This is a genomic window from Microcoleus sp. PH2017_09_SFU_O_A (genome assembly GCF_020738625.1).
In the GTDB taxonomy this organism is placed as follows: domain Bacteria; phylum Cyanobacteriota; class Cyanobacteriia; order Cyanobacteriales; family Microcoleaceae; genus Microcoleus.
In genome coordinates, this window is the sequence record NZ_JAEQCF010000034.1 from 1 (window position 1) to 25,989 (window position 25,989).

General features: G+C 44.5%; 18 protein-coding genes. 14 read left to right on the forward strand and 4 right to left on the reverse strand.

The annotated features are described in order from the left end of the window. Positions 1–219 precede the first annotated feature (219 nt). On the forward strand, positions 220–1,362 hold the full coding sequence (locus tag JGK16_RS14330) for an ADP-ribosylglycohydrolase family protein (protein WP_293191011.1): 1,143 nt from the start codon (positions 220–222) through the stop codon (positions 1,360–1,362). Between the two features lie 436 nt (positions 1,363–1,798). Next, positions 1,799–4,351 (forward strand): HDIG domain-containing metalloprotein, encoded by a 2,553-nt coding sequence (locus JGK16_RS14335; protein ID WP_293203191.1) that lies wholly within the window; start codon positions 1,799–1,801, stop codon positions 4,349–4,351. Positions 4,352–4,510: 159 nt separating this feature from the next. Here JGK16_RS14335 and JGK16_RS14340 read toward each other — a convergent pair whose 3' ends face one another. Beyond that, the gene (locus tag JGK16_RS14340) at positions 4,511–4,987 is read right to left on the reverse strand and encodes a nuclear transport factor 2 family protein (RefSeq protein ID WP_293191008.1); all 477 of its coding nucleotides are present in this window, start codon (positions 4,985–4,987) and stop codon (positions 4,511–4,513) included. A gap of 111 nt (positions 4,988–5,098) precedes the next feature. Further along, entirely contained in the window at positions 5,099–5,965 is an 867-nt protein-coding gene (locus JGK16_RS14345) for a carbohydrate ABC transporter permease (protein ID WP_293178230.1), read from the reverse strand. Positions 5,966–6,031: 66 nt separating this feature from the next. Between JGK16_RS14345 and rpsF the strand changes: the two genes are divergently transcribed. Continuing rightward, positions 6,032–6,367 carry a 30S ribosomal protein S6 gene (gene rpsF / locus JGK16_RS14350; RefSeq protein WP_293146945.1) on the forward strand — a complete coding sequence of 112 codons (336 nt, stop codon included), beginning with the start codon at positions 6,032–6,034 and terminating at the stop codon, positions 6,365–6,367. Between the two features lie 219 nt (positions 6,368–6,586). Here the strand turns inward: rpsF and JGK16_RS14355 are convergent, their stop codons facing one another. Then, on the reverse strand, positions 6,587–7,333 hold the full coding sequence (locus tag JGK16_RS14355) for a creatininase family protein (protein ID WP_293178029.1): 747 nt from the start codon (positions 7,331–7,333) through the stop codon (positions 6,587–6,589). A 425-nt stretch (positions 7,334–7,758) separates the two neighbouring features. Between JGK16_RS14355 and JGK16_RS14360 the strand changes: the two genes are divergently transcribed. The 8 genes from JGK16_RS14360 to JGK16_RS14395 all read left to right on the forward strand — a co-directional run bounded on the left by JGK16_RS14360 (position 7,759) and on the right by JGK16_RS14395 (position 19,046). Further along, the gene (locus JGK16_RS14360; protein WP_293178032.1) at positions 7,759–7,923 is read left to right on the forward strand and encodes a hypothetical protein; all 165 of its coding nucleotides are present in this window, start codon (positions 7,759–7,761) and stop codon (positions 7,921–7,923) included. Between the two features lie 112 nt (positions 7,924–8,035). Continuing rightward, the gene (locus JGK16_RS14365) at positions 8,036–8,776 is read left to right on the forward strand and encodes a response regulator transcription factor (RefSeq protein WP_293178035.1); all 741 of its coding nucleotides are present in this window, start codon (positions 8,036–8,038) and stop codon (positions 8,774–8,776) included. Positions 8,777–9,162: 386 nt separating this feature from the next. Beyond that, positions 9,163–11,421 carry an alkaline phosphatase PhoX gene (locus JGK16_RS14370; protein ID WP_293191005.1) on the forward strand — a complete coding sequence of 753 codons (2,259 nt, stop codon included), beginning with the start codon at positions 9,163–9,165 and terminating at the stop codon, positions 11,419–11,421. 440 nt (positions 11,422–11,861) lie between these two features. Next, positions 11,862–14,795 carry an ATP-binding protein gene (locus tag JGK16_RS14375; protein WP_293191003.1) on the forward strand — a complete coding sequence of 978 codons (2,934 nt, stop codon included), beginning with the start codon at positions 11,862–11,864 and terminating at the stop codon, positions 14,793–14,795. Between the two features lie 20 nt (positions 14,796–14,815). Beyond that, a complete protein-coding gene (locus JGK16_RS14380) occupies positions 14,816–15,208 on the forward strand; it encodes a response regulator (protein WP_293146959.1) in 393 nt (130 codons plus the stop codon). After that, positions 15,205–16,536, forward strand: coding sequence for an adenylate/guanylate cyclase domain-containing protein (locus tag JGK16_RS14385; protein ID WP_293178044.1), 1,332 nt, complete (start codon positions 15,205–15,207; stop codon positions 16,534–16,536). Before JGK16_RS14380 ends, JGK16_RS14385 begins: the two co-directional genes overlap by 4 nt. Positions 16,537–16,976: 440 nt before the next feature. Continuing rightward, positions 16,977–18,422 (forward strand): response regulator, encoded by a 1,446-nt coding sequence (locus JGK16_RS14390; protein WP_293178047.1) that lies wholly within the window; start codon positions 16,977–16,979, stop codon positions 18,420–18,422. A gap of 228 nt (positions 18,423–18,650) precedes the next feature. Further along, entirely contained in the window at positions 18,651–19,046 is a 396-nt protein-coding gene (locus tag JGK16_RS14395; protein WP_293178050.1) for a response regulator, read from the forward strand. Between the two features lie 248 nt (positions 19,047–19,294). Here the strand turns inward: JGK16_RS14395 and JGK16_RS14400 are convergent, their stop codons facing one another. Then, on the reverse strand, positions 19,295–20,257 hold the full coding sequence (locus JGK16_RS14400) for a 4'-phosphopantetheinyl transferase superfamily protein (protein ID WP_293203193.1): 963 nt from the start codon (positions 20,255–20,257) through the stop codon (positions 19,295–19,297). A 957-nt stretch (positions 20,258–21,214) separates the two neighbouring features. Here JGK16_RS14400 and JGK16_RS14405 point away from each other — a divergent pair. The 3 genes from JGK16_RS14405 (at position 21,215) to JGK16_RS14415 (ending at position 25,851) form a co-directional block, all read left to right on the forward strand. After that, positions 21,215–23,992, forward strand: a complete 2,778-nt coding sequence (locus tag JGK16_RS14405) for an ATP-binding protein (protein WP_293178056.1) — start codon at positions 21,215–21,217, stop codon at positions 23,990–23,992. A 132-nt stretch (positions 23,993–24,124) separates the two neighbouring features. Further along, on the forward strand, positions 24,125–24,517 hold the full coding sequence (locus tag JGK16_RS14410; RefSeq protein ID WP_293178059.1) for a response regulator: 393 nt from the start codon (positions 24,125–24,127) through the stop codon (positions 24,515–24,517). After that, positions 24,514–25,851, forward strand: a complete 1,338-nt coding sequence (locus JGK16_RS14415; RefSeq protein WP_293178061.1) for an adenylate/guanylate cyclase domain-containing protein — start codon at positions 24,514–24,516, stop codon at positions 25,849–25,851. The genes JGK16_RS14410 and JGK16_RS14415 overlap by 4 nt, the downstream gene beginning before the upstream one ends. Positions 25,852–25,989 lie beyond the last annotated feature (138 nt).

Genomic DNA, 25,989 nt, shown 5'->3' on the forward strand with positions numbered 1-25,989 from the left:
CCAATAACCAATAACCAATAACCAATAACCAATAACCAATAACCAATAACCAATAACCAATAACCAATAACCAATAACCAATAACCAATAACTAATAACTAATAACTAATAACTAATAACCACTGACCACTGACCACTGACCACTGACCACTGACCAATGACCACTGACCAATGACCACTGACAACTGACCAATTAGTAGCAACTTGAGTTAAATTCAAATGCGGCATTCCCTGTTGAGCAAGTTTCAAGGAACCATCCTGGGGGCAGTTTTAGGAGACTCTATAGGCCTGCAATACCAGAGGCAACTAGCGGGTATCCTCCCCCAAACCGAAGACTTGCAGCCGATTTTACAACTGACAAAACACCAACAATTTACCCTGAATGGCGCAATATTAGCCTTGAATTCTCCCAACACCAAAATACTCAGGGGCAAATATTCCGAATGCGGGAGACTTGCAGTAGCGTGCGCTCAAAGTTTAATTCGGTGTAACGGTTTAGATTTAAAAGATTGGCGCGATACTTGGGAAGTATTGGCAAAGTCGGAAATATACCATTCTCCAAACACAGAGTTTCAAAGCCTGCTTAACCCTTGTGAAGCTGCGGTTGCTGCGCTGCCATGCGTGATGTTTTTTCACGAAAATAAGGCCAAGCTGCGAGAAAAAATCATGCTGGCGACAGATGTTTTGCCCAACGAAAATAAGGCACAGTTGCAGACAGCAGTGTTAGCTATAGGATATGCGATCGCCCGATCGCTCAAACAAAGACTTGACCCCGGGACAGCGATCGAACAAACCATTGCCTACCTAAACATAGATACTGCCTTAACCGAGTTGCTGCGGCAAGTGCAAATACTACTAGAACAGGGAGCCGATTTAGAAACAGCCACCACTCACCTGTGCAAAAGCGCCACAGCTTTGCGAGGAAAACCAGAAGAGGGCGAGAAACAATCAGAAACTCACTCAAATGTCAATCCAGGAAATTTTATTCCCATTGCCCTAGCTTTCTACTGCTTCTTGAGCACCCCAGAAGACTTACGCTTGTCAGTAGTGCGGGCCGCCCGTAGCGGGATAGCCGGACAACTCACCTGCGCTTTGACGGGAGCTTTGTCAGGAGCCTACAATGGCGCTGCTGCGATTCCTGTAGAATGGCGACAAGTATTGTCGGCGGTTGAATCGCAGCCGCTAGTCGAGGGCCGAGAACCCTCCCTGTGGGGAACGGGCAGCGATGCAAAAATTTTGGAGTTAGCAAGTAACCTGTTTGCAGTTTGGGCTGGAGTTTACAACCCTTCGGCGGGGCCCGATTCCGCAGCCCTAGCCCGCGCAGTGGCTGCACCTTATGTCATTAGACCTCGGAAAATATAAAGTTGGAAGCTTTGGAACAGGAGGGGAAACCCGAAACTAGCAATTAAGAATTAGCAGTTAACAATTAGCAATTAGCAAGTCACAAGTGACAGCGAAAGGAGAGCGACAATTAAAAATTAACAAGTAACAACTTAAATCGGAGGCGCTTGCTTCCTCAAACCCGATTTCTAGGAAAATATAGGATTGGGAAACTAGGAATCGACAGAGAAAGCGGGTTTTTAGCCACAGCGCACGAGAGCTGTTTGAGATAGACAAGGGGTAGTAACTGCTGGCGTTGTTGGCGACACTTAGGAAATCGAACGGCTGTCGAGAGTCCGGTAAATTAGCCTGCTTGTTTAGAATATTCAGGTACGGTAGTTCGGATAAACTCAATCAAGATGCACAGTCAGAATTTCTGACAAAGCTGCTGAGTAACAGTGATATATCTTCGACACAAATGAATACGCTCTCCTCATTAATGCGACAGATTGAGCAGCTAGGGGCTACGCGCTCGCTGCGCCAACACATTGCTCAAGTGCAAAATGGTGACAGTAAAACAGATGCCGATCGCCCTGGCGGGCCTCTCCTGAGCCGTTTTTTGCCCCAGAAATGGCCTGGGCCCGAGACTTTCATTAGATTGACAAGTAAAACCTCAAAATCTAGCCTCAAAAATCAGGCTCGTTCCCCGATGTTGGCCCTGGTAGCAGTAGTTTCCCTCAGCAGCACTCTTGGCCACCGCTTCTACAACCAGCCGAAATTGGATGTGGGGACGAAAGCTCCTCAGACGATTAAGGCTCCTGCTAGTGTTAGCATCCCCGATCACAAAACTACTGAAGAACACCGTTCATCAGCACGAATCGGGGCTGTACCGATATTAATGCTCGATCGCGCGGTCGATCGACAAATCGAGCGAGAATTGCAACAATTTTGGCAACAGGGGAGCCAACTCCGGCGGGCGGTAAGCCCGTTTCCATTTGCGCCGCCCTCGGCGCTCTCAAATGCGGCTCAGGTTTACTTGAGGGGGTGTCCGGAGTGGGAGTGGCGATCGATTTTGGCGCAAGCAGGGGACAACAGTGCAAATTTTGAGCGGTTGAATTTGAATTCCCCGGCAATTGCTGCACCGACGGATAACAAGTCTCAGCAAGATGCGATTGCTCAACTGCAAGCTTACAGCCGATCGGTCGGAGCAGCAGATTTTCAAAGCCTGACAGATAGTATTTCCGAGGCTCGCGGGCGCTATGCCAATGCTGTGGAGGCGCTTGAAAAACCGTCGGTTTCCGCGCTCCGACAGATTTATGATACTTCCCTGTTTGATTTGTCGGATGCAGCTTGGGAGAAAACCCAAACGGGTATGAGTCGGGTGGCAAAAATGATGCTGGCTCAAGGTATCCCGCAGGGGTTGCCAAAAGAGATTTTGAAAGAAGCTGTGAAGCTGCAAGTCGCAGACGAAGTGCCGTTAGAGTCCCAAGCTTTGGCGGTTGAGGCTTTAAGTGCGATTTTGCAGCCAAATCTGGTGAGAGATCCCGAGGAAACCAAACAGCTAGCGGAATTGGCGGCGCAAAAGGTGAAACCGGTGACGATCGCCGTAGAGAAGGGCGATATTATTGTTGCAGAAGGAAAACTTATCGCGCAGCAAGATTTTGTATTGCTGGACTATTTTGGTTTGAGCCGGCGGGGTGTAAATTGGTTGGGGCTGGCGGGTTTTGTTTGTTTAGTCGCGGGGGCTATTGCGATCGTGTTGCTGGTAGAAAGGCACTACCGCTTGCGCCGGAGAGATCATTTGCTGTTGCTGCTGCTGACTTTGAGCGCGCCGGTGCTGGTGAGTTTGGGGCTGCCTTGGACGACTTTACCCGCGATCGGGATTTTAGCAGGCGGCTTCTACGGTTCGGCGGTGGGAGTGACTGTGGTGGGGCTGCTGTCGGCGCTGCTACCCATTGGCTTGGATGTAGAGTTGATTCATTTGGTGGCTAGCGCGGCGGGGGGATTGCTGGGCGCTTTTATGGCCGGAAGGTTGCGATCGCGCGAGGAATTGGCTCTTCTGGGCGTGGCTGTCGGCTTGACTCAGGGCAGCGTCTATCTGGTGGGGACTTTGATTGCTAGCGCTGCTGCCGGTGCGATTTGGTACGTCGTACTCGGTACGGTGGGTTGCCAAAGTTTGGCTGGTTTGGCTTGGAGCGTGGTGGCGATCGGCATCAGCCCTTATTTAGAACACGTTTTCGACTTGATTACCCCGATCCGGCTAGCGGAACTTGCCAATCCCAACCGCCCGCTGTTAAAGAGGTTGGCTGCCGAAGCTCCGGGGACTTTTCAGCACACGCTATTTGTGGCTAGTTTGGCGGAGGCTGCGGCGAGGGAACTCGGCTGCAATGTTGAGTTAGTTAGAGCTGGTACGCTATACCACGATATTGGAAAAATGCACGACCCAAGCGGATTTTGCGAAAATCAAATGGGCGGGGGCAACAAACACGATGAAATTAATAACCCTTGGGCGAGCGCCGAAATTATTAAAAAGCACGTTACTGAGGGGATGGTGATGGCGCGCAAGCATCGATTGCCGAAGGCGATTCAGGCGTTTATTCCTGAACATCAAGGCACAATGTTAATTGCTTATTTCTACCATCAAGCGCAGCAAATTGCTGCAAAAGAACCTGAAAATTTAAATATTACTTTGGCTGCTGCGGACAATTCAAAGTTAGCAATCGAAAACCGGGAAGTGAGGGAGCAGGATTTTCGCTACGACGGGCCGATTCCGCAGTCGCGGGAAACTGGAATTTTGATGTTGGCGGATTCTTGTGAGGCTGCTTTGCGATCGCTCAAGGATGCCACTCATGAGGAAGCTTTGAATATGGTTAATCGGATTTTGCGGGCGCGCTGGCAGGATAATCAGTTGCTGGATTCTGGTTTGACTCGGGAGAATATGTCTTTAATTGCGGAGATTTTTGTGCGGGTTTGGGAACAGTTCAATCACAAGCGGATTGCTTATCCTAGTGCAGTTTTTACTCCGAGGTAGAGACTTGCAAGTTAGATTTTTGGAGAGATTTACTATAGTAAAAATACCGTTATTAGGTTCGTAGTGAGGACTTCAGTCCTCTGATTTTATGCGGACTGAAGTCCTCACTACGAACCTATTTAAGGTTAAATCATCCCCAAATCTAAAATCTAAAATGGTTTAATATTTAGCGCGAAGAGCACCGTGAACTTGAGGATTGCCGCTGACAATTGCTACAGTTTGCTTGATTCCGTCAATCAGCCAATGTCCGTCTGTTGTTTGAATCAAAGAGTGAAAATAGTTTCCTGCTGTATCCAGCCGATTCTCTCCAGCTTGGCGACTGGGGTCAATTCGATAAATTTGGTATGCAGACTGACATTTGGCTGTATTGTGATGAATAGTTACTTCATGATTGGTGCTGACGTGCAGCGTTAGCAAACCTGCAAGTCCCTCTACCCGCTGTTTTATATATTCTTCTGCGGTTATTCGTCTGGGAGTTTCACCCCGAAAGTCAGAATAGTCGATATCTATTTCGTCCGCTAGGTGCGATCGCAATTTCTCCCAGTCTTTGGCGTCGATCGCATTTGCAAAGCCTACGATCGTATCTACGATCGCAGCGCGGTCAACAATCCCCCGGATCTCTGGCAGTTCGTACATAAAAAATAAATTTTGTGAGTTGTATGAAGAAGGAAGAAGGAAGAAGGAAGAATTTTAGACTAACAATGCCCAATGCCCAATGCCCAATGCCCAATGCCCAATTCCGTAATTCTATCCCTTGACTCCGGCGGCAGTTTCTGTCGGCACAATGTATTTTTGCAACAGCAAAAACAGTCCTAAAACTGGAATAATGGAAATAATCGAACCCGCCGCCACCAAACGCCAATCCAAAGAAAATGTCCCGGCTAAATTTGCTACGCCTAAAGGTAACGTATAATATTCCGGTCTGTCTAAAACTAGCAGCGGCCACAAAAAGTCGCTCCAAGAACCGATAAATACAAAAATTCCTAAAGTAACTAAAGCCGGCTTAATTGCCGGAATCATCACGTGCCACCAAATGCCTAATTCGGTGCAGCCGTCGATGCGGGCGGCTTCTTCTAATTCCTTGGGAACTGCTAGGAATGCTTGCCGCAATAAAAATATGCCGAAGGCTGAGGCTAGTCCGGGAAATATTACGCCTAAATAGCTATTTTTTAATCCGAGTTGTACTGTCAAAATGTACAGCGGAATCATGACTATTTGGAAGGGTATCATGATTGTGGAAATAATTGTAATTAAAATGGCTTCGCGGCCGCGAAAGTTAAGTCTGGCTAAGGGGTAAGCCGCAAGCGCGCAAAACAAAACATTGATGCTGACTGTGAGGCCTGCAATCAGGGTGCTGTTGAACAGGTAGCGCCCGAAGGGGTTGGTTTGCCACACTTTGATGAAGTTTTCGAGGGTTGGCTGTTGCGGCCACAGTTGCGGGGGATATTGAAAGATGTTTTCGCTGGGGGCTTTGAGGGATGTACTGAGCAGCCACAGCAAGGGGAAGAGCATTAAAAGTGCGATCGCGCTCATCATCCCATAGATCCACAGCGTACTCCACGACGATCGACTGCGGTTTGGGGAATTTGATTTTTTAGTTTTGAGATTGTTCATAGTTGGTATATGATGATAAGTCCTTGCTTCATGAGAAGCCTTGTTGTCCATAAGGGAATTATTGCCATGAAACCGTTTATTTACGAAACAATGTACATTCTGCGCCCTGACTTGGGTGAAGAAATGACTGACCAGGCGATCGCGAAATATCAAACAATTTTGCGCGATCAAGGTGCTGAAAATATCGAAACTCAGCACCGCGGCAAGCGTCGCTTGGCTTACGAAATCGGCAAGCACCGCGACGGGGTATACGTTCAAATGAACTATACAGCTCCGGGCGCTGCAATTTTTCCTATGGAACGCGCGATGCGTCTGAGCGAAGAGGTGATTCGCTATTTGACGATCAAGCAAGATGTCCCAGATGCACCTGAAGCTGAAGCTGAAGAGGAAGCTGCTGCCTAGCATTCGTGTCTAAGGTATGTTGTTGGGCTTCAGCCCTCTTTAGACATATATATAAAGAGGGCTAAAGCCCAACAACGTACCTTTGGGCTAAAGCCCAACAACGTACCTTTGGGCTAAAGCCCAACAACGTAACTTCTATAAAACCGCCCTGCTTTTTAAGCGAGATTTAGGGATATCTGGCCTCGGATCGAAACCAGATTTATCAAGTTCACGCAATTGTTAATCTGAGTTTAAAAACTCCAAATAATTGTTAGTCAATTCTTTGACTGCTAAATCGTGAAATTGTTGGCCATGTTCGGGAGTTGCTAAGGCAGGATTTGAACCCATTCTCCCGTCGGGAAATCGGCGGCGGAAGTCAGCAGCACTATAAATTTTGTGCCCAGATCCAACTTCTTCCGAAAGCGGTGCTTGCTTGATTGCTTCTGGATAAAGGTACTGGGTTACAGCAACTTCGCTGGGGGTGGCGTGGGAACCTTCTTGGTTTCCGTACAATTCTTTCGCTAGTTTGTAGACTGAACCGCACATGAACCAGTTGCCGATTTGACACTGGATTCGATCGGCATTTGCTAGATTCAAATCAGACAAATGCGCGTATGTCTCGGAAAATGCTGCTTTCATCGTGGCAATATTGCCACCGTGACCGTTAATAAAGAAATATTTCTCAAATCCAGCTTTTGCTAAAGATGTGATATAATCTCTGATTACAAGAATTAGGGTCTGCGGTCGGAGGCTGATGCTACCGGGAAAGCTGGTGTGGTGCAAAGCCATACCGACATTAATTGTCGGGCCGACTAAGGCATTGGCAGCTTCTCCGACACTCTGGGCGATCGCACCAGCAGTAATCGCGTCAGTTCCGATTAAACCGGTGGGCCCGTGTTGTTCGGTGGAGCCGATCGGGATAATTATGCCTCGGGAGCTCTCAAGATAAGCTTCAACCTCGGGCCAGGTACTCAAATGCAGCAACATTATAGGCAATCTACAGAATTTTTACTTCGTATTGTCGATCGTAGCGGGCCTGGGTCAGTTGTAGGGCGATCTGCTTTTAGTGCGAGCGTCCCCGCTCGCGTCCAACCCACCAAGCTCGCGTCCAACCCACCAAGCTCGCGTCCAACCCACAAAACACTATTCCTCAAAAACCCGTCAGATTGCCAGATTAATCGTTAATTTAGCCCAATATTTTTCCAGTTACCAAGTTTTCGAGCGTAAATCCGATCGAGATTGTATCTTCAACCAAAGCTGTAGGGTTCGGTTAAACTTCAAGAACAACATTACTCATCTTTAATAAATTAACCATTTATTTACTAAAACTTTACCTTTTAATAACCTTTTGCCTGTACGATAAAGCCATCTCCCTATAGATTGGGTGTAACCTGGTCAATTAAAAGCGGGCAATGTTTTACCAAGTAATACCGACCCCGAACAATGACCAGGCTTCTAACGCCTGGACGCAGGCAGACAGCGCAGCTATCGCAACTGCTCAACGGCTATATTTCTTGCACGAGCAAGTAGAAATAGTCGAGCGTATGTCTGTCGGATGGACTGGCGAAAGATTATAAGTGATTGAATAGTCGATCGTTCATAAAAAGCGATCGCAGCGCTAGAGTGCCTCAGCTACTGAAGAAGGCACCTCCCGCTAGCCACATACAAACACAACTCCCACTGATATTTATGTCTTCTGCTGAATTAAGCGAAAGTCCTTCAAGGCTGGCTGTTGGACAAGCCGGCCGCATTTTGTTACTCGAAGGTGAAGACCTGTTGCGGGAAATGCTAGCTTTAGCTCTGAAAGAACAGGGCTATGAGGTGGTGGTTACTAGCGACGGGCGCAACGCTCTGCCTTCTGTGCAAGCTTCCTCGTCATACCACGGTGAATTCGGTTTCAACCTATTAATTATGGACTCAATTAATGGTTTAGATCTGTGTCGAATGTTACGACATCAAGGAAATCCCGTTCCTATTTTGATTATCGGTGCTAGAGGAAGTGCAAACAACTGCGCTTTTTATCTAGAAGCCGGATCGGATGATTATCTCACCAAGCCTTTTGGAATGCGGGAGTTTATCGCCCGGTGTCGGGCACTGATGCGGCGCCAGCGCCTCGGTCAGTTGCCACAACCGATGATGCTGCAATATAAGAACATAACTCTGTATCCTGAAGAGTGCCGCGTCTTGGTTCACGGTATTGAAGTAAAATTTTCTCCTAAACAGTTTCGCTTACTAGAACTATTTATGAGTAATCCCCGGCGAGTTTGGTCTCGCGATCAGTTGCTGGAAAAAATTTGGGGTCAAGATTTTATCGGAGACAGCAAAACAGTAGATGTTCACATCCGCTGGCTGCGCGAAAAGTTGGAAATCGATCCGGGTCAACCGGAATATATCATTACAGTACGGGGGTTCGGCTATCGATTTGGTTGATTGTTTTAATCTGTTGTATGGTTACAAGTTCGAGTTAAATATGACGTAGGTAGGGATACAACAATGTTGTGTCCTTATTTGTATGTATGGGGCAATTATTGATGAGGTACGTTGTTGGGCTTGGGCCCTCTTGAGACGTATAGATAAACGGGGCTAAAGCCCAACAACATACCTTTATTAAATTGGAATATATCCTTAAGTCCAGCAAATTGTGTTACAAAAAGCTAGAGATTAATGTTCGAGTGCATAGGTACGTTGTTGGGCTTGGGCCCTCTTGAGACGTATAGATAAACGGGGCTAAAGCCCAACAACATACCTTTCAAAAAAATGACCGTCAATTGAGTTTATAGTCTGCGGATAATTAGTCCTTAACCATTTTTTTACCTATGACTATCAAGCGTCGAGAATTCCTACTTTTCTTGGGTGCAACGGGCGGTAGTGTTGCACTCAATTCTTGCCAACAAAAATTTGCCATGCCCTTCTCACCGCCAGTTAACTCTGCCAAGAGTGTGGATAATATGGCACGAGGCATAAACTTCCAACCAGTCAAAGGGCCGATGCCTTTACTAACCAGCAGCACCTTAACAGAAACTGGACAATTCATCCCCATTAGCAGTGCGTCCACCCAGCAGCAAATGCAAGCTTACAGCGCTTACGAAGTAGCCGACGACCTCCTGCTTCCAGAAGGCTTTACCTACGATATCGTAGCTGCTTGGGGAGACAAAGTGGGCGATTCTCACTTCGGCTACAACAATGACTATCTCTCCTTTGTAGAAACTGGCAAAAATCAGGGATTGCTAACTGTTAATTTCGAGTACATCAGTGCCAAGCCCTGGATACAAACTTATCAAAAAGTTATTGGGAAATCTCTGCCTTTTGCTAAGTTAGAAGCGGCAGCTACCTCCGCCGGAAAAGTGGGAGTCAATGCCTTTTCTGCGTCGGAAAAAGACCAGACAAAAAAAATGGTTGCGGAAGTGTCAAAAGCAGCTTTAATTGAGGTGGGAATCGGGGTAATTTCTATCAAAATAAATGATGATGGCAAATGGGTAAGAACGCATTCTCCAGCCGATCGCCGAATTACGGGTATTTCCGGCCTAGAAGACGGGCGCTACCTCAAATCCACCGGCCCGGCGGTAGCCGTGTTCAACAAAAAAGGTAAAGGCTACTCGGACAAGTTGGGCGCAAAAATCATCGGCACTTTTAATAACTGTGCGGGCGGGACTACGCCTTGGGGAACGGTTTTTAGTGCGGAAGAAAACATCCAGAATTTCGTACCGGAACCTGTGTTTGCAGACGGTACATCCTTCGATCCAAGCAATAAAAATTTCTACATAGATAAGGAAGAAATTGGCGGTTTAGGGAATGTCTTCGGCTTGGCGGGTAATAAATACGGCTGGATGGTAGAAGTAGATCCGGCTAACCCCAAGGACTACGGCACCAAACACACTTGGCTGGGACGCTGCCGCCACGAAGCTGTAGGCATTCGCGTAGTAGCCGGAAAACCATTAGCATTTTACTCGGGGTGCGATCGGCGCAGCGGACATATTTACAAATTCGTCAGCAAAAACGCAGTTAAAAACCCCAAAGATAAAGCTAATTCCCAGCTATTGACAGACGGAATGCTTTATGCTGCCAAGTTTAACGCTGACGGCACCGGTAGGTGGATTCCATTAAAAACTGACACGCCTGTCAATCCAGATTTGCCTAGCCTTCATGGAGGCGGAATGATTAATTTGCCGCTGCGTCCCGCAGGCGGTTTTGTCAAAGTCGAAAAAGATGCAGAAGCAGTTGCTTTTAAACAAAAATTCAAGACTTTAAATGACCTCTACGAAGGCACAGCTAAGGAAAAACAAGGTGCAATTTTAATTGATGCTCATTATGCCGCAAGTGCGGCAGGAGCTACTTGCACTGCTCGTCCCGAAGACACTGAAATTGCTCCTGATGGTTCTCTATACATTACCTTTACTTCCGGTTCTGCCAGCGATAGCGACGGCGGGCCGGATTTGCGAATTTTTCAAGGGAAGGACGGCAAATCTTACGAATACGGCTGGATTATGCGCTTAGTTGAAGAGGGTAACGAGCCATCTGCAATGACTTTTCAGTGGAAAATGTTTGCGACGGGTGGCGAACCGGCTTCGGGCGGATTGGGTTTTTCTAATCCAGATAATTTACTGATTGACAAGGGTGGCAATGTTTGGATGGTAAATGATATGTCTTCTGACAAACTGAATGCACCTGTTGCTGCTGGCAGAGTTGATAAAGATGGGAAACCGATTAGCCAATCTAATTTGCGCGGTTTGTACGGTAACAATGCAATTTGGTTTTTGCCGGCTTCTGGCCCCAATGCTGGGGAGGCTTTTTTGTTTGGAATTGGGCCGATGGAGTGCGAAACTACTGGGCCGTTTTTTACTGAGGATGAAAAGACTTTGTTTTTGTCAATTCAGCATCCAGGAGAAATTAACGGAATGCGGCAGGATATGGCGGCAGACGATCGCAATTTTGCCATGAAGACTATTGATGGTAAGGAATTTTTGCAGACTCGAAAAGTGCCCGTAGGATCGAATTGGCCTCTTAAAACAGTTAATAATCCACCTAAACCTGCGGTGGTGGCAATTCGGCGGGTGAATTCGCAGCCGTTGACTTAGTTTCAATTTGAGCGCAAAGGGCGATCGTCCTTTGCGCTCAAATCCGTCAATCGAAAACCTAAGTATGTCGGGTGCTTGTGTCTGCACCTTACTGCTATTGGGCATCTTGCAGGCGATCGCTTATGGCTTATGGCTTATGGCTTCTGCTATGAATTTGTACGATCGATAAATTACCACCACAGCCCAAAGCTTGCACTCCCGGCACTTTGACTTAAAAAGTGCAACAAATGACCCAGCGCTCGCAATATTACCTCTATTTATTGTAGAATCGAAAGCAGGCGTTTGTATTTATTCATTCATGCACTAAAAAATGTTGTAGAGTCGAGCGGTGCACGCTTCTGTTCAAAAGTTGCACCTCAAAAATCAGCAGACTCTGGCAAGACGGAATAACCAGAATAAAACTTACGAAAAGAAACCGGGTTTTTACAACAAATCTTGGTTTGACAGCGACGAATCTGGTTGCTAAATCGGTTTCTCAACTCCTGTGCATCCCAAAGAGAGCGAAATACGGCATGGCGATTTGGGCGGGCCGTCAATTTTTTGCAGGTGGATGTCGCCCGCCTGCAAGTATTTCTGAACTCAAAACAATCCCGATCCTAATTAGATCCAGCACTAACGTTGTGAACAAAACCCCATCTACTGCCACCGAAGCCGCAAAAACTGCTCGCTCCCGAACCCTGCGAACAGTTCTGATAGTTCCCTTCGTCTTGCAACTGTTCGCGGCGGTGGGACTGGTAGGATATCTCTCATTTAAAAACGGACAGAAGGCAGTCAACGAAATTGCCGATCGACTAATGACAGAAGTAGGCAGCCGCGTCCAACAGAATCTCGGTGCTTACCTGACTGTACCCCATCAGGTCAACCAGATCAATGCTGTTGCGATCGAACTCGGCACCCTCAACCTGGAAGATGTACCTGTTTTACAGCGTCATTTTTGGCGGCAGCTTCAGATATTTGACACCCTCACTTTTACCGGTTTAGGATTAGAACAAAGAGACAACTTGGGGGCAGAAAGGCTCGACAATGGCTCGCTGACTTGGAGAGTATCGACAGCAGCAAGTAACTATGATTTCCGCACCTATGCCACCAATGAATCCGGCGAAATCGGCGCAGTATTAAACAACAAAATTAATTTTGACCCGCGCACTCGCCCCTGGTACAAAGCTGCGGTAGCTGCTGGTAAACCCACCTGGAGTCAGATTTATCCCAATACGGCTGGCATTACTGCCTATCTCGGCGCATCTATGCCTTTCTACGACAAACAAGGCAAATTGCAAGGGGTATTGCTAACTAATATTAATTTGTCCACCATTGGTAAGTTTTTGCAAAGCTTAAAAATCGGCGAAACTGGACAGGTTTTTATTGTCGAGCGATCCGGAATGTTAGTCGCAACTTCGACAGGAGAAAGACCGTTTCATACCATCAACAAAGAATACGGAGCCGAACGAGTTAAAGCAATTGACAGTAAAAATACTTTCACTCAAACCACGGCTAAATATTTACGAGCTAATTTTAACGAGTTTCAATCTCTGAAAACGGCGCAGTCACTAGAATTTGATGTTGAGGGGAAAAAACAATTTTTACAAGTTCTGCCTTGGCAAGATGACAAAGGATTGGATTGGTTAATTGTGGTGGTGGTTCCCGAAGCGGATTTTATGGCACAAATTAATGCCAACAATACTGCGACTATTTTGTTGTGCGCTGCTGCTTTTGTCGTCGCGATAATTGTTGGCGTTGTTACGGCTAGATGGGTGACAAAACCAATTTTATCTTTGAACGAGGCTGCCAAAAATATTGCTAAAGGTGAATGGGGCAAAAGTGTAACGCTCAACCGATCCGATGAAGTCGGGGAACTTGCCAATTCATTTAATAGTATGGCGGCGCAACTTCAAGTATCTTTCACAGAAATGCAAGCTTTGAATGCCGAATTGTCTGAGAGTGAAAGTCGATTAAACCAAATTTTGGAAGCAGTGCCGGTGGGTATATTTGTCGCCGAGTCTAGTGGCAAACCTTACTATGTTAATTCTCGCGCTCAGGATTTATTAGGTACAGGCATCATCGCTAATACTGAGTCAGAACTTCGAGAGATTTATCAAGCTTATCTGGCAGGTACCAACGAACTTTATCCAGCAGACAAAGAACCCCTTGCTAATGCTTTTAAGGGAGCCAGCGTTAACGTTGATGATATGGAAATTCGCCAGTCTGACAAGATTATTCCGATCGAGGTTTGGGGAACGCCCATTTATGATGATAAAGGAAAGGTGAGTTATGCGATCGCAGCTTTTGCCGATATCACCCAGCGCAAACAAGCCGAGAAATTGGTAGCGGAATACAACCGCACTCTCGAAGTCCAAGTCACCGAAAGAACCCAAGAGCTCAAAACAGCCTTAGACAACCTGCAAACCACTCAAGAAGAGCTGATTCAATCGGAAAAAATGGCAGCTTTAGGTCAATTAGTCGCCGGAGTTGCCCACGAATTGAATACTCCTCTGGGCGCAATTCGATCGAGTGCCGGAAGTATGACTACTTTTTTAGAGCAAACCATCACCAATTTGCCCTCACTGTTTCAGTCGCTTTCCCCCGCAGAATCTGAAAGTTTTAACACACTACTGTATCGCTCGCTACAAAAAGATCTGACTTTAACAGCTAAAGAAGAAAGGAAGTTAAAGCGGGCTTTGATTCGTCAACTCGAAGACGAAAATATTGACGAAGGGAATGCGATCGCCGACACTTTGGTAGATATGGGGATTTACGAGGCTGACGACTTTCTGTCTCTGCTGCAAAAGGTCGATCGCGATCGCATCTTAGAAATGGCTTACAAACTCTCCGAAATCCAGCGAGGAACCCAAACAATCAATACCGCAGCCGATCGCGCTTCTAAAGTCGTATTCGCCTTGAAAACCTATGGCCGTTACGACTCATCAGAAACGATGGCTGCATCTAATATAACCGAAGGCATAGAAACCGTACTCACCCTGTATCAAAATAACCTCAAACACAACGTCGAAGTCATCCGCAATTTCCAAACAATACCGCCCGTAATGTGCTATGCAGACCAACTCAATCAAGTATGGACAAATCTGATTCACAACGCCCTGCAAGCGATGGACAATCAAGGCACATTAACTCTGGATATCCTTCAGGAAGGCAACAATATCAAAGTCGGTGTTACAGATAGCGGCGCCGGAATTCCATCCGAAGTAATGCCCAAAATATTCGCTCCATTCTTCACCACAAAACCCCCCGGAGAAGGCAGCGGTCTGGGTCTCGATATAGTCAGAAAAATTATTGACAAACATCGCGGTAAAATAGAAGTTGAATCTGTTCCAGGCCAAACTACTTTTACAGTTGTTCTACCTGTCAATCTCTCCTAAAACTTAGTTAATTAGCAAAAATGTCTAAACCAATTATCCTGTGTGTTGATGACGAAAAAGTAGTTTTAAAAAGTCTGAAAACGCAACTAAAATCTGCCTTTGGGAATGCTTATCTTTACGAGATAGCAGAAAGTCCCGCCGATGCTCTAGAGTTAATTGATGAATTCACTGACGACGAAATCTCAGTTATCTTGATTGTATCGGATTGGTTAATGCCAGGAATGAAAGGAGATGAATTTCTGATTCGAGTTCATCAAAAATTTCCAAAAACAGTAAAAATTATGCTGACCGGTCAAGCCGATGAAGAGGCAGTCAAGAGGGCTTTTGACGAAGCCAACCTCCATCGGTGTTTGCAGAAACCTTGGTCGGAATCAGAGTTGATCGAAACCATTAAAACAGCCTTATCATTATGACCAAACAAGTCATTATTTGCGTTGACGATGAAAAAACAATTCTGAAAAGTCTTAAAACAGAATTAAAAGAAGCTTTAGGCAATACTTATGAGATTGAAATTGCCGAAGGAGGTAAAGATGCCCTAGAGTTAATTGCTGAATTGCTCGAAGACGGCTATGAAATCCCTTTGATTATCTCGGACTACGTGATGCCTGACATGAAAGGCGATGAATTGTTGCGGCTAGTTCACGAAATTTCCCCCAAAACTCTCAAGGTGATGCTGACCGGTCAGGCGACTATTGAAGCGGTAGGAAATGCCATCAAACAGGCAAAACTCTACCGCTACATCGGCAAACCTTGGCAAACTGAAGACTTAAGATTGACTGTGACAGAAGCCGTCCACAGCTACAGTCAGGATAAAAAACTAGCAGAACAAAATGCCGAACTTCGGAAAATCAATCAGGAGTTAGAAGTTGCTCTGTCACAGCAATTAAAATTAACAGAAGCTGCTAAACGCTTTGTGCCGAATGAATTTGTCTCGCTGCTAAGCCACGATAGCTTGAGCGACGTTCGACTCGGCGACAGCGTGGAAAAGGAAATGTCAATATTGTTTTCCGATATTCGGGATTTTACGGCTCTTTCTGAGAGCCTGACACCTCAAGAAAATTTCAATTTTATTAATTCCTATTTGAGTCGAATGGAGCCAAACATTATTAAAAATCACGGCTTTATTGATAAATATATTGGCGATGCAATTATGGCTTTATTCGGTCAGAGTGCCAGCGATGCCGTGAATGCTGCAATTTCTATGTTGCACAGTCTCGCTGAATACAATCAACATCGCATGAGTTGCAGTTACGCACCTATTAAAATTGGGATTGGCATCAATACAGGTTCATTGATGTTAGGAACAGTTGGGTCAACTAACAGGATGGACAGTACGGTGATTGGCGACGCTGTGAATTTAGCCTCGCGGCTGGAAACTATGACGAAAAGTTACGGGGTGTCGATGTTGATCGCTCAAAATACTTTTTTGCAGTTGACCGATCCCAAAAGTTACTCAATCCGAAATATCGGCTGTGTTCGAGTAAAAGGTAAATCGGATTTGATGACAATTTACGAAGTTTTTGATGCCGATCCACCTGAATTGAAAGAGCGTAAGTTAGCAACTTTACCCGTATTTGTCGAAGCACTGTATAATTACGCTGCTGCTAAACATCAAGAAGCGGCAGAACTGTTTGCGGATTGTGTACGCAAGAATCCCCTAGATAGGGTGGCGCAAAATTATCTGCAACGCTGTCACGAAATGCACGCAATATTGCCCCAAAGTAATTCTGACTTTATTTAATATAATAAATTGAATACATTCCGGTCATTACCAACTATAAATGAACCGGAAATAGGAAAGAAAGCTTTGGGTTTGAGTCCATAATCTTATCTCAAGAACCCGGTTTTTTTACTCTCAGAGCGAGAAACCAGGTTCCTTTCAAAAATCCTGGGTTGAGCAACAAAAAATACAGTCATACAGCGGGTTGATGAGCGTCTAGTGCCTAGCAGCGTCCTCTCTTCAGAGAACAGTCTCATACGATTTTCCATTTTCCGATTTGAGATTTGAGATTCGTAATGACTGGCATGAGGGTTGGGATCCTGCATAGAGTCGCATTCTTTTTTTGAACTGGTATCAGTTGAGTGAAAGTCGCGACTATCTTGGCAAATCAGTTGAACTGCGGTAAAATAGTGATTTTAATTGACAGCTCTAAAAAATAACACAAGAGAGTTTAAGCGATCGTGAGCAGCCAGCAAATAGTCCCACCAACGGCGAATATTCTTGTAGTTGACGACACTCCAGCTAATTTGCGCCTTCTCGCTGGGATTTTGACAGAACAAGGGTACAATGTTAGACCCGCACGGGATGGAAACCAAGCTATATCAATTGCCCAAACCATTGCTTTGGATTTGATTTTGCTGGATATTAATATGCCGGTGATCGACGGCTATCAAGTATGCGAAAAGCTCAAAGCGGACGATCGCACTCGCGGCATACCCGTGATCTTCATCAGTGCCTTGAGCGATGTACTGGATAAAATCAAAGCTTTTGGCGTCGGCGGAGTAGACTACATTACCAAACCTTTTCAAGTAGAAGAAGTTTTGGCTCGTGTCGCAACTCACTTGAGTTTACAAAATCTGCAAAACAATTTGCAATCTAAAAATGATGAGCTAGCGGAAACTAATGAGAGATTGAATGCTACTTTGCTAGAATTAAAGTCTACTCAAAACGAACTAATTAATTCAGAAAAAATGGCTGCGTTGGGACAATTAATCGCAGGAATTGCTCACGAAATCAATACTCCATTGGGAGCAATTCGCTCTTCGGCGGGGAACATTTTTAAGTTTTTAGAGCAATCTCTACAGCAGTTGCCTGCACTATTTCAGTCTTTATCTATAGAAGAAGCGGAAATTTTTTTAGCATTAATCAATAGGTCGCTCCAAGAAAAACCCAGTTTCTCTGCCAAAGAAGACCGCAAAGTGAAAAGGCTTTTTATCAGTCAATTTAACTCCGAACAAGTTGCAAAACCCGAGGATTTGGCTGATACGATTGTGGACATGAGAATTTATGACAAAATAGAGCCTTTTTTGCCACTGTTAAAAAGATCTGATAGTTTGTATATCTTAGATAGTGCTTATAAAATATCCGGTATGCAAAGAGGTATGCAAACCATAGCAATAGCAGCAGATAGAGCGGCAAAAATAATATTTGCTCTCAAAGAATACACAGGAGGTCAACCGTCGAGCGATAAGAGTTTAGCCAAGATAGGTGATGGTATCGAAACGGTGTTGACTCTCTATCACAATCAAATCAAAAATCGAGTGAATATAGTGCTGAACCTTCCAGAACTACCCCCTGTACTTTGCTATCCTGACGAACTCAATCAGGTGTGGACAAATATCGTCCACAATGCTTTACAAGCTATGGACTATCAAGGTACTTTAACTATTGACGCGATTGAGGCAGGTGAGCAGATAAAGATTACTATTGCCGATACAGGCAAAGGTATACCGTTGGATATTCAAGAGAAAATATTTGAGCCTTTTTTTACAACAAAATCCTTAGGGGAAGGTAGTGGTTTAGGGTTGCATATTGTTAAACAAATAATTGACAAACATCAAGGTAAAATAGAAGTAAAATCACTTCCCAGACAAACCACGTTTACAGTTTATTTACCGAGGAATTAGTAGCACAAAACTGAAGTCATACCATTTGAGATTTGAGATTTGAGATTTGAGATTGGGAATGACTGATGACTATCAGGGTTTGAATCGCGGGCTTACATTTGCATTCTTTCTTGAAACTGGTATTACGGATCGACGGGTAGCTGTTTCTGCTTTCTTTTTCTCCCAATTCCCAATTCCCAATTTCCAATCTCCAATTCCCAAGTCACAATTTTTAGTGTAAAGAGTAAAATGCCTAAACCAGTAATTTTATGTGTTGATGATGAAATCGCTGTATTGGAGAGTCTCAAAGTGCAACTCAAGTCAGCTTTTGGTACTGAATATTCTTATGAACTGGCCGAAAATGCGATGGATGCTCTAGAAATGCTAGAGGAGCTTACTGAAGAGGAGTCTCAAGTTCTGGTGATTGTATCAGATTGGTTAATGCCCGGGATGAAGGGGGACGATCTGCTGATTTGCATCCACCAAAAATTCCCAAAAATCGTGAAAGTTATGCTAACAGGTCAAGCTGATGAAGCTGCTATTGCCAGGGTAAAAAAGGAAGCAAACCTTCATTCGTGCTTGTATAAGCCTTGGTTGGAATCGGAGTTAATTGAGATCATTAAATCTGGGCTTAAAAAAACTTGAACCCACAAGTAATTATAGGAGGTGATGGTGAGCAAACTACGATCGCAAGTCTGAATTAATATTCCGGGGAAGTATTACTACTTTGCGATCGCACGTCACATCCAAGTCTGGGTCAAACATTTAGGTATTGCACTAAATAACTGTTCGATCCTTCGGACTTCAGTCCTCTCTTTGAAGGTGAAGAAGGACTAAAGTCCTCACTGCGAACCTTTTTAGAAGGACTCGCATTGTTCACTACGAATCATAGCTCAAAACTTCGCTGTCCATTGCCAACAATGAAGTTTCGAGCAATCTCCTGCAACCGCAACAGCCCCGACGATATCTGAACAGGGAATTAATTCAATTAAAGACCATTTCGATGATTCTTCGGGGTTTTGTTCAACATTTAATAGTGCTGCGGGTTCTCCTGGTGTGAGGGTCACATCAAACTCATTCAGGGGAATAGATAATCCTTTTCCGACTGCTTTGATGTAGGCTTCTTTCCGAGTCCAGCAGGCAAAAAAAGCGTGGTTTTGGAGATTTTTGGATAGAGAACGCAGCACGGTGTTTTCTAATGGTGAAAAAAACTTTTCAGCAATCTCTAGACAGGGAAAGTTGGGATTTATTCGTTCAATATCGACGCCAATATCTCGATTTTTGGTAATGGCAATTAGCCCAAGTTCGTGAGAGTGAGACAAATTGAAACGCAGGGTATCTCCACTTTGGGCGACGATGAGAGAGGGTTTGCCGTAGGGGTTGTATTCAAAGCTTAGATGGCTGGGATTTATGTGCAGGTAGCGACTCAGAATTTCTCTCAGCGCACCGCGAGTCACAATAAATTGCGATCGATCTTTTGGAAAGTGAAAACGCTCTGCTTTTGTCTGTTCGTCGGTAGAGAGAGTCTCTGCTAAAGTCCGCACGCAAGACGCCGTTTGAGCCAGAGAGACGCGCCAAACATGAATTTCGTTGATGTCTAATGTCAGGTTTTCTGGTGGGGAATTCCACGAAGGAACAACAGCAGTCATGTATTTGCCCTTTTTTTGGGCTTGGTGAATCAAAATATCGTCTCTGGCGATGAGACTATCGATCGAACTATGGGGGCTTTGGGCGGTGGAAGTTGTTTGCTTGGCGGATGTGTTTCCCGACGTGAAATCGCCAATTACAAAGGATTCTACCATGAGATGTGCTAATTTTTTGCTTGAGTCTGGCGATCGCACTTGCACGCATCGCACGAGTCTCGATATTATTTTGTATTAGGTAGATTTCACGCCCAGAGCGATCGCACTTTTTTGTTGTCAGCGACCTGAAGAAGGAAAATTTAAGCCAATTGGCTTAAACAATTAAGACAAATTGCTAATGTATGTGTTCCCAAAGATGAATATCTTTATTTCAGCTCTCAGGTCAAAAATCCGGAATATTTAGTGTTTGTTTTGCACTAAAAATCCAGATATCCGCTCCCAAGTTCCCTTTTACATAATTACGTTTTTCTGGTTTTTATAGCAAAAATTGTAGCTTTAGGGGGGGGCAAGGATATATTTATTTTTCCTGCGAGCCATCGGGGGCAAAGCTGCCGATCAGCTCGTATTTACAATTTAATAACTTAGGACTCAGCCTAAAAAGTGATTTTACACGCTACTCATAGCCGCAAGTAAGGTGATGCACGCCACACCCTACATCTAGAAGTTCTGCGTCGAGGACTGGAACTGCAACAAATTCCCAAATAATCCGGATATTCACTCTATTTGGTTGTAAAATTAATTACAGTTGTTTTCCTTTGATTCGTTTTGTCAAATAAACTGCGATCGTGATAGCAAATCTAAAGGATGTCTGCTTTTTTCTGTATGCGCGATCGCCAGGATAACTGCCTGCGTATTTACAGCATCATTTTTTTGACAGCACTGAGGAAACAGGAAATACTGTCTGGCGATGCTTGCGAGTAGGCATCCAAATTTTTAAGGTGGATGTCGGCCACCTACAGTAGTACCTGTAACTAAAGTCAATCAAGAAGTATTAGATGGGGCGATCGCTGTTGCCGGACGATTTGCTTGCTATAATACAGCAAAAATCGCTTGCGTGCACTACAGCAAGGCCAAATTCACAATCAGGGTGCTGGGATAACAAATCATAACTTGTTGGGTGCAACTAATTAAATCCAGAAAGTGTTTTCTAAGCAACAAGTTTTTCCAAGCATGACTACTCCTTCAAACATCAAATTTTTACAACCAACCAAATCTGCTGGCAGATTAGTGGTAAAAGCAGTTCGCTCCCTCCCTTTGCGAACAGTTCTGGTAGTTCCATTCGTGGTGCAAATATTCGCAGCAGTCGGAGTTGTGGGGTATTTGTCATTTCGCAATGGACAGCAAGCTGTTAACGAAGTTGCTACCAAATTGCAGGAAGAAATTAGCGATCGCATCTCCGAAAGAATCCAAGCATACATGGCATTTCCCCACCAACTAAATCAATTCAAAGCCAATGCTTTTGAGCTGGGGGATCTCAACTTGCAAAACATTCCGCAAATACAGCGCCACTTCTGGAAGCAACTGCAAACTTTTGACACAGTAAGCGTTACGTATATTGCCACTCCAGGCGGAGATTTTATTGCCGCGAGGCGCACTAATGAGGGAAACTTTTTATTGCAAGAACGCACCGAGCTTACAGACGGCAACATGAATTATTATGCTGCTAACAACCGCGGCGAACCAACGAACTTAGTTAAAGTAAAACCTAAATTTGACCCGCGAGTTCGTCCCTGGTACACAGCAGCAACCGAAGCACAAACGGCAACTTGGAGCAAAATTTACGCCGACTTTACCAGCAAAGGATTGGGAATTACAGCGGCGCAACCGTTATACGACGAATCGGGGCAGTTGCAGGCAATTTTAGGCACTGACTTACTATTTTCGCGAGTTAACGAGTTCCTCCAAAAGTTAAAAATTGGCAAATCTGGTCAAACGTTTATTATTGAGCGATCGGGTGAATTAATTACAACATCAACGCAAGATCCAGTATATTTAATCAAAGGTGAAGAGACAGAAAGAATTCAGGCAACTGCCAGCCAAAACGCCACCATCAGCCTCACTACTAAATACCTGCAAGAGCATTTTGGTAACCTCAACAACATTCAGCAAAACCAACAGCTTAGGTTAAAGATTAAAGACCAGCTACAATTCATGCAAGTTACGCCCATAAAAGATGACAAAGGTTTGAACTGGCTGATTGTAGTAATTATTCCCGAATCAGATTTCTTGGAACAAATTAATACCAACAACAAAACTACTGTTTTGCTGTGTATTGCAGCTTTGGCGGCAGCTATAATTGTCGGTATACTAACAGCTAGATGGGTGACAAAACCAATTTTACACTTAAATGAAGCAGCAAAAAATATTACCAAAGGTCAGTGGGGAAAAACTGTAGAAATAAACCGGAATGATGAAGTTGGCGAACTTGCTAACTCATTTCAAACTATGGCACAACAACTGCAATTTTCTTTTGAGGAAATGCAAAGTTTGAATGCTGAATTATCCGAGAGTAAAAGCCGACTCAACCAAATTTTAGAAGCCGTGCCGGTGGGGATATTTGTAGCAGAACCCAGCGGTAAACCCTACTACGTTAATTCTCGGGCTCAATCCTTGCTTGGTAAAGACATGGTTGACGATATTAAATCTGCTGAAATTGGAGAGGTATATCAAATTTATCTCGCCGATAGCGGGGAAATATACCCTCAAGAAAAAGACCCGATAGTGTGTGCTTTTCGAGGGGCAAGTGTCAATGCTGACGATATAGAAATTCACCAGCCAAACAGGACTATTCCGCTCGAAGTTTGGGGAACGCCAATTTATGATGACAAAGGAAAGGTGAATTATGCAATCGCAGCTTTTACCGACATTACCCAACGCAAAGAATCCGAAAAATTAGTAGCCGAATACAACCGCACTCTCGAAGTTCAAGTTACCGAAAGAACCCAAGAACTTAGAACAGCATTAGAAGACCTACAAACCACCCAACAAGAGTTAGTTCATTCAGAAAAAATGGCTGCTTTAGGACAATTAGTAGCGGGAGTTGCCCACGAACTAAATACTCCGCTGGGTGCGATCCGTTCGAGTGCCGGAAATATGAGCAAATTCTTGGGACAAACCCTCTCCAACTTGCCCGAACTTTTTCAATCGTTTTCTCCCGAAGAAGCCGATAACTTCTTCATGTTATTAAATCAATCGCTGCAAAAAGATATAACTTTGACAGCCAAAGAAGAAAGGAAATTAAAGCGAACTTTGGTCGGTCAACTAGAAGATGAAAATATTGACGAAGCCGATGATATCGCGGACACCTTAGTAGATATGGGGATTTATGAAGCGGATGACTTTATGTCTCTGTTGCAAAAACCCGATCGCGAGCTAATCTTAGACATGGCTTACAAACTCACAGAAATCCAGCGAGGCACCCAAACAATTAATACCGCAACGGATCGAGCATCAAAAGTCGTCTTTGCTCTGAAAAATTATGCCCGACACGACTCTTCAGAAGTGATGATTCAATCGGATTTAGTTGACGGCATAGAAACCGTACTTACCCTTTATCAAAACAACTTGAAACACGGGGTAGAAGTATTGCGAAACTTCCAAGAAATTGAACCTGTACTCTGCTACCCCGATCAACTAAATCAGGTGTGGACAAATCTCATCCACAATGCCCTGCAAGCGATGGATAATAAAGGTACATTAACTCTGGATGTTTTTCAAGAAAGCAATCGTGTCAAAGTGGCTGTCACGGATAGCGGTAAGGGAATTCCTGAAGAAGTTATCTCGAAAATATTCCAGCCTTTCTTCACAACTAAGCCACCGGGAGAAGGCACAGGTTTAGGGCTTGATATTGTCAGAAAAATCATTGAAAAACATTGCGGTACAATCGAAGTTGCATCGGTTCCTGGCAAAACGACTTTTACCGTTTCTATACCCGTCAATCCCGGATAACCTCTTTGAGGGTAGGCATTGCTCTTATCGCTTCTGCAACTTGCGTTATGCGTTTTTTTGGGGACAGTGCCTGCCCAACAAACTAGAGGATACACTCAATGGCAAACAAAGAACGGCTGAGAATAAAAAAGTATGTCTAAACCTGTTATCCTGTGCGTTGACGACGAAAAAGTAGTTTTGAAAAGTCTCAAAACTCAACTCAAATCAGCCTTTGGCAATACCTACGTTTATGAATTAGCGGAAAATCCCGCCGATGCTTTAGAATTGATAGATGAATTTAATGATGATGATACAGCGATCATCTTGATTGTTTCTGATTGGTTGATGCCGGGAATGAAAGGAGATGAATTCCTAATTCGCGTTCATCAAAAATTTCCGAATATAGTTAAAGTGATGCTGACAGGTCAAGCAGATGAAGATGCTGTTCAAAGAGCATTTGACGAAGCTGATTTGCACCGTTGCTTGCACAAACCTTGGTCGGAAGAAGAGTTAATTGAAACCATTAAAACGGCTTTATCGCTATGAGCAAACAAGTGATTATTTGCGTCGATGACGAAACTACGGTTCTGAAAAGCCTCAAAGCTGAATTAAAAGATGCTTTAGGCAATACTTACCGGATTGAAATTGCGGAAGGAGGTGAGGATGCTCTAGAGTTAGTTGCCGAACTTATGGAAGACGGAGAAGAGATTCCTTTAATTATCTCCGACTACGTGATGCCTGATATGAAAGGAGATGAATTATTGAGGCGGGTTCATGAAATTTCTCCCAAAACTCTCAAGGTGATGCTAACAGGGCAGGCGACAATTGAAGCTGTGGGAAGTGCGATTAAGCACGCGAAACTCTACCGCTATATCGGCAAGCCTTGGCAAACTGAAGACTTGAAATTGACCGTGACAGAAGCCGTTCACAGCTACAGTCAGGATAAAAAACTAGCAGCACAAAATGCCGAACTGCGAAAAGTGAATGAGAGGTTAGAAATAGCCTTGGAACTGCAATCACAATTAACTAAGGCTGCCAGACGGTTTGTGCCGAATGAATTTGTCTCGCTACTAAGCCGTGAAAGCTTGGTTGATATCAAACTCGGCGACAGCGTGGAAAAGGAAATGTCTGTCTTGTTTTCTGATATTCGGGATTTTACGACTCTTTCTGAGGGAATGACTCCTCAGGAAAATTTCAAGTTTATTAATTCTTATTTGAGCCGCATGGAGCCAACGATTATTGAAAATAACGGTTTTATTGATAAATACATTGGCGATGCAATTATGGCTTTGTTCGGTCACAGTGCCAGCGATGCTGTGAATGCTGGAATTTCTATGCTACACCGTCTCGACGATTACAATCAACACCGCGTTAATGAGGGCTTTGCACCGATTAAAATTGGGATCGGTATCAATACGGGCAACCTGATGCTGGGAACTGTTGGGGGAACAACGAGGATGGATAGTACGGTGATTAGCGATGCGGTGAATTTAGCTTCCCGCGTGGAAACGATGACGAAAAGTTACGGGGTATCGATGTTAATTACTAACAATACTTTTTTACAGTTAAATGTAAGTGAATACCAAAAATATGCAATCAGAAATATTGGTCGAGTTAGAGTTAAAGGCAAATCTGAGTTGGTGACGATTCATGAAGTATTTGATGCCGATCCGCCGGAAGTTAAAGATGGCAAGTTAGCAACTTTTAATATATTTATAGAGGCTTTGTGGAACTATAGTGCGAGCAAACATAAGGAAGCGGCACAACTGTTTGCTGAGTGCGTTCGCAAAAATCCGCTCGATCGCGTAGCACAGAATTACCTGAAACGTTCTCAGGAAATGCAGTCACTATTAACTGAGGGTAAGTCGGATTTTTTTTGATTGTTTATTAGTCCTATCAAATGCGGTTTGATCGTTCGGAGTTTAGTCTTTAAATCCCAATACGCTTGGGATTATAAAGTCCGATCGGCAAAATGAGAGTGAAAAACAGATACGCTCGATTGCTTCGTTCCTCTCGAA

Coding starts and splice junctions, on each gene's coding strand:
- JGK16_RS14330 (WP_293191011.1), top strand. CDS start 220: ATGCGGCATTCCCTGTTGAGCAAGTTTCAAGGAACCATCCTGGGGGCA.
- JGK16_RS14335 (WP_293203191.1), top strand. CDS start 1,799: ATGAATACGCTCTCCTCATTAATGCGACAGATTGAGCAGCTAGGGGCT.
- JGK16_RS14340 (WP_293191008.1), bottom strand. CDS start 4,987: ATGTACGAACTGCCAGAGATCCGGGGGATTGTTGACCGCGCTGCGATC.
- JGK16_RS14345 (WP_293178230.1), bottom strand. CDS start 5,965: ATGAACAATCTCAAAACTAAAAAATCAAATTCCCCAAACCGCAGTCGA.
- rpsF (WP_293146945.1), top strand. CDS start 6,032: ATGAAACCGTTTATTTACGAAACAATGTACATTCTGCGCCCTGACTTG.
- JGK16_RS14355 (WP_293178029.1), bottom strand. CDS start 7,333: ATGTTGCTGCATTTGAGTACCTGGCCCGAGGTTGAAGCTTATCTTGAG.
- JGK16_RS14360 (WP_293178032.1), top strand. CDS start 7,759: ATGTTTTACCAAGTAATACCGACCCCGAACAATGACCAGGCTTCTAAC.
- JGK16_RS14365 (WP_293178035.1), top strand. CDS start 8,036: ATGTCTTCTGCTGAATTAAGCGAAAGTCCTTCAAGGCTGGCTGTTGGA.
- JGK16_RS14370 (WP_293191005.1), top strand. CDS start 9,163: ATGACTATCAAGCGTCGAGAATTCCTACTTTTCTTGGGTGCAACGGGC.
- JGK16_RS14380 (WP_293146959.1), top strand. CDS start 14,816: ATGTCTAAACCAATTATCCTGTGTGTTGATGACGAAAAAGTAGTTTTA.
- JGK16_RS14385 (WP_293178044.1), top strand. CDS start 15,205: ATGACCAAACAAGTCATTATTTGCGTTGACGATGAAAAAACAATTCTG.
- JGK16_RS14395 (WP_293178050.1), top strand. CDS start 18,651: ATGCCTAAACCAGTAATTTTATGTGTTGATGATGAAATCGCTGTATTG.
- JGK16_RS14405 (WP_293178056.1), top strand. CDS start 21,215: ATGACTACTCCTTCAAACATCAAATTTTTACAACCAACCAAATCTGCT.
- JGK16_RS14410 (WP_293178059.1), top strand. CDS start 24,125: ATGTCTAAACCTGTTATCCTGTGCGTTGACGACGAAAAAGTAGTTTTG.
- JGK16_RS14415 (WP_293178061.1), top strand. CDS start 24,514: ATGAGCAAACAAGTGATTATTTGCGTCGATGACGAAACTACGGTTCTG.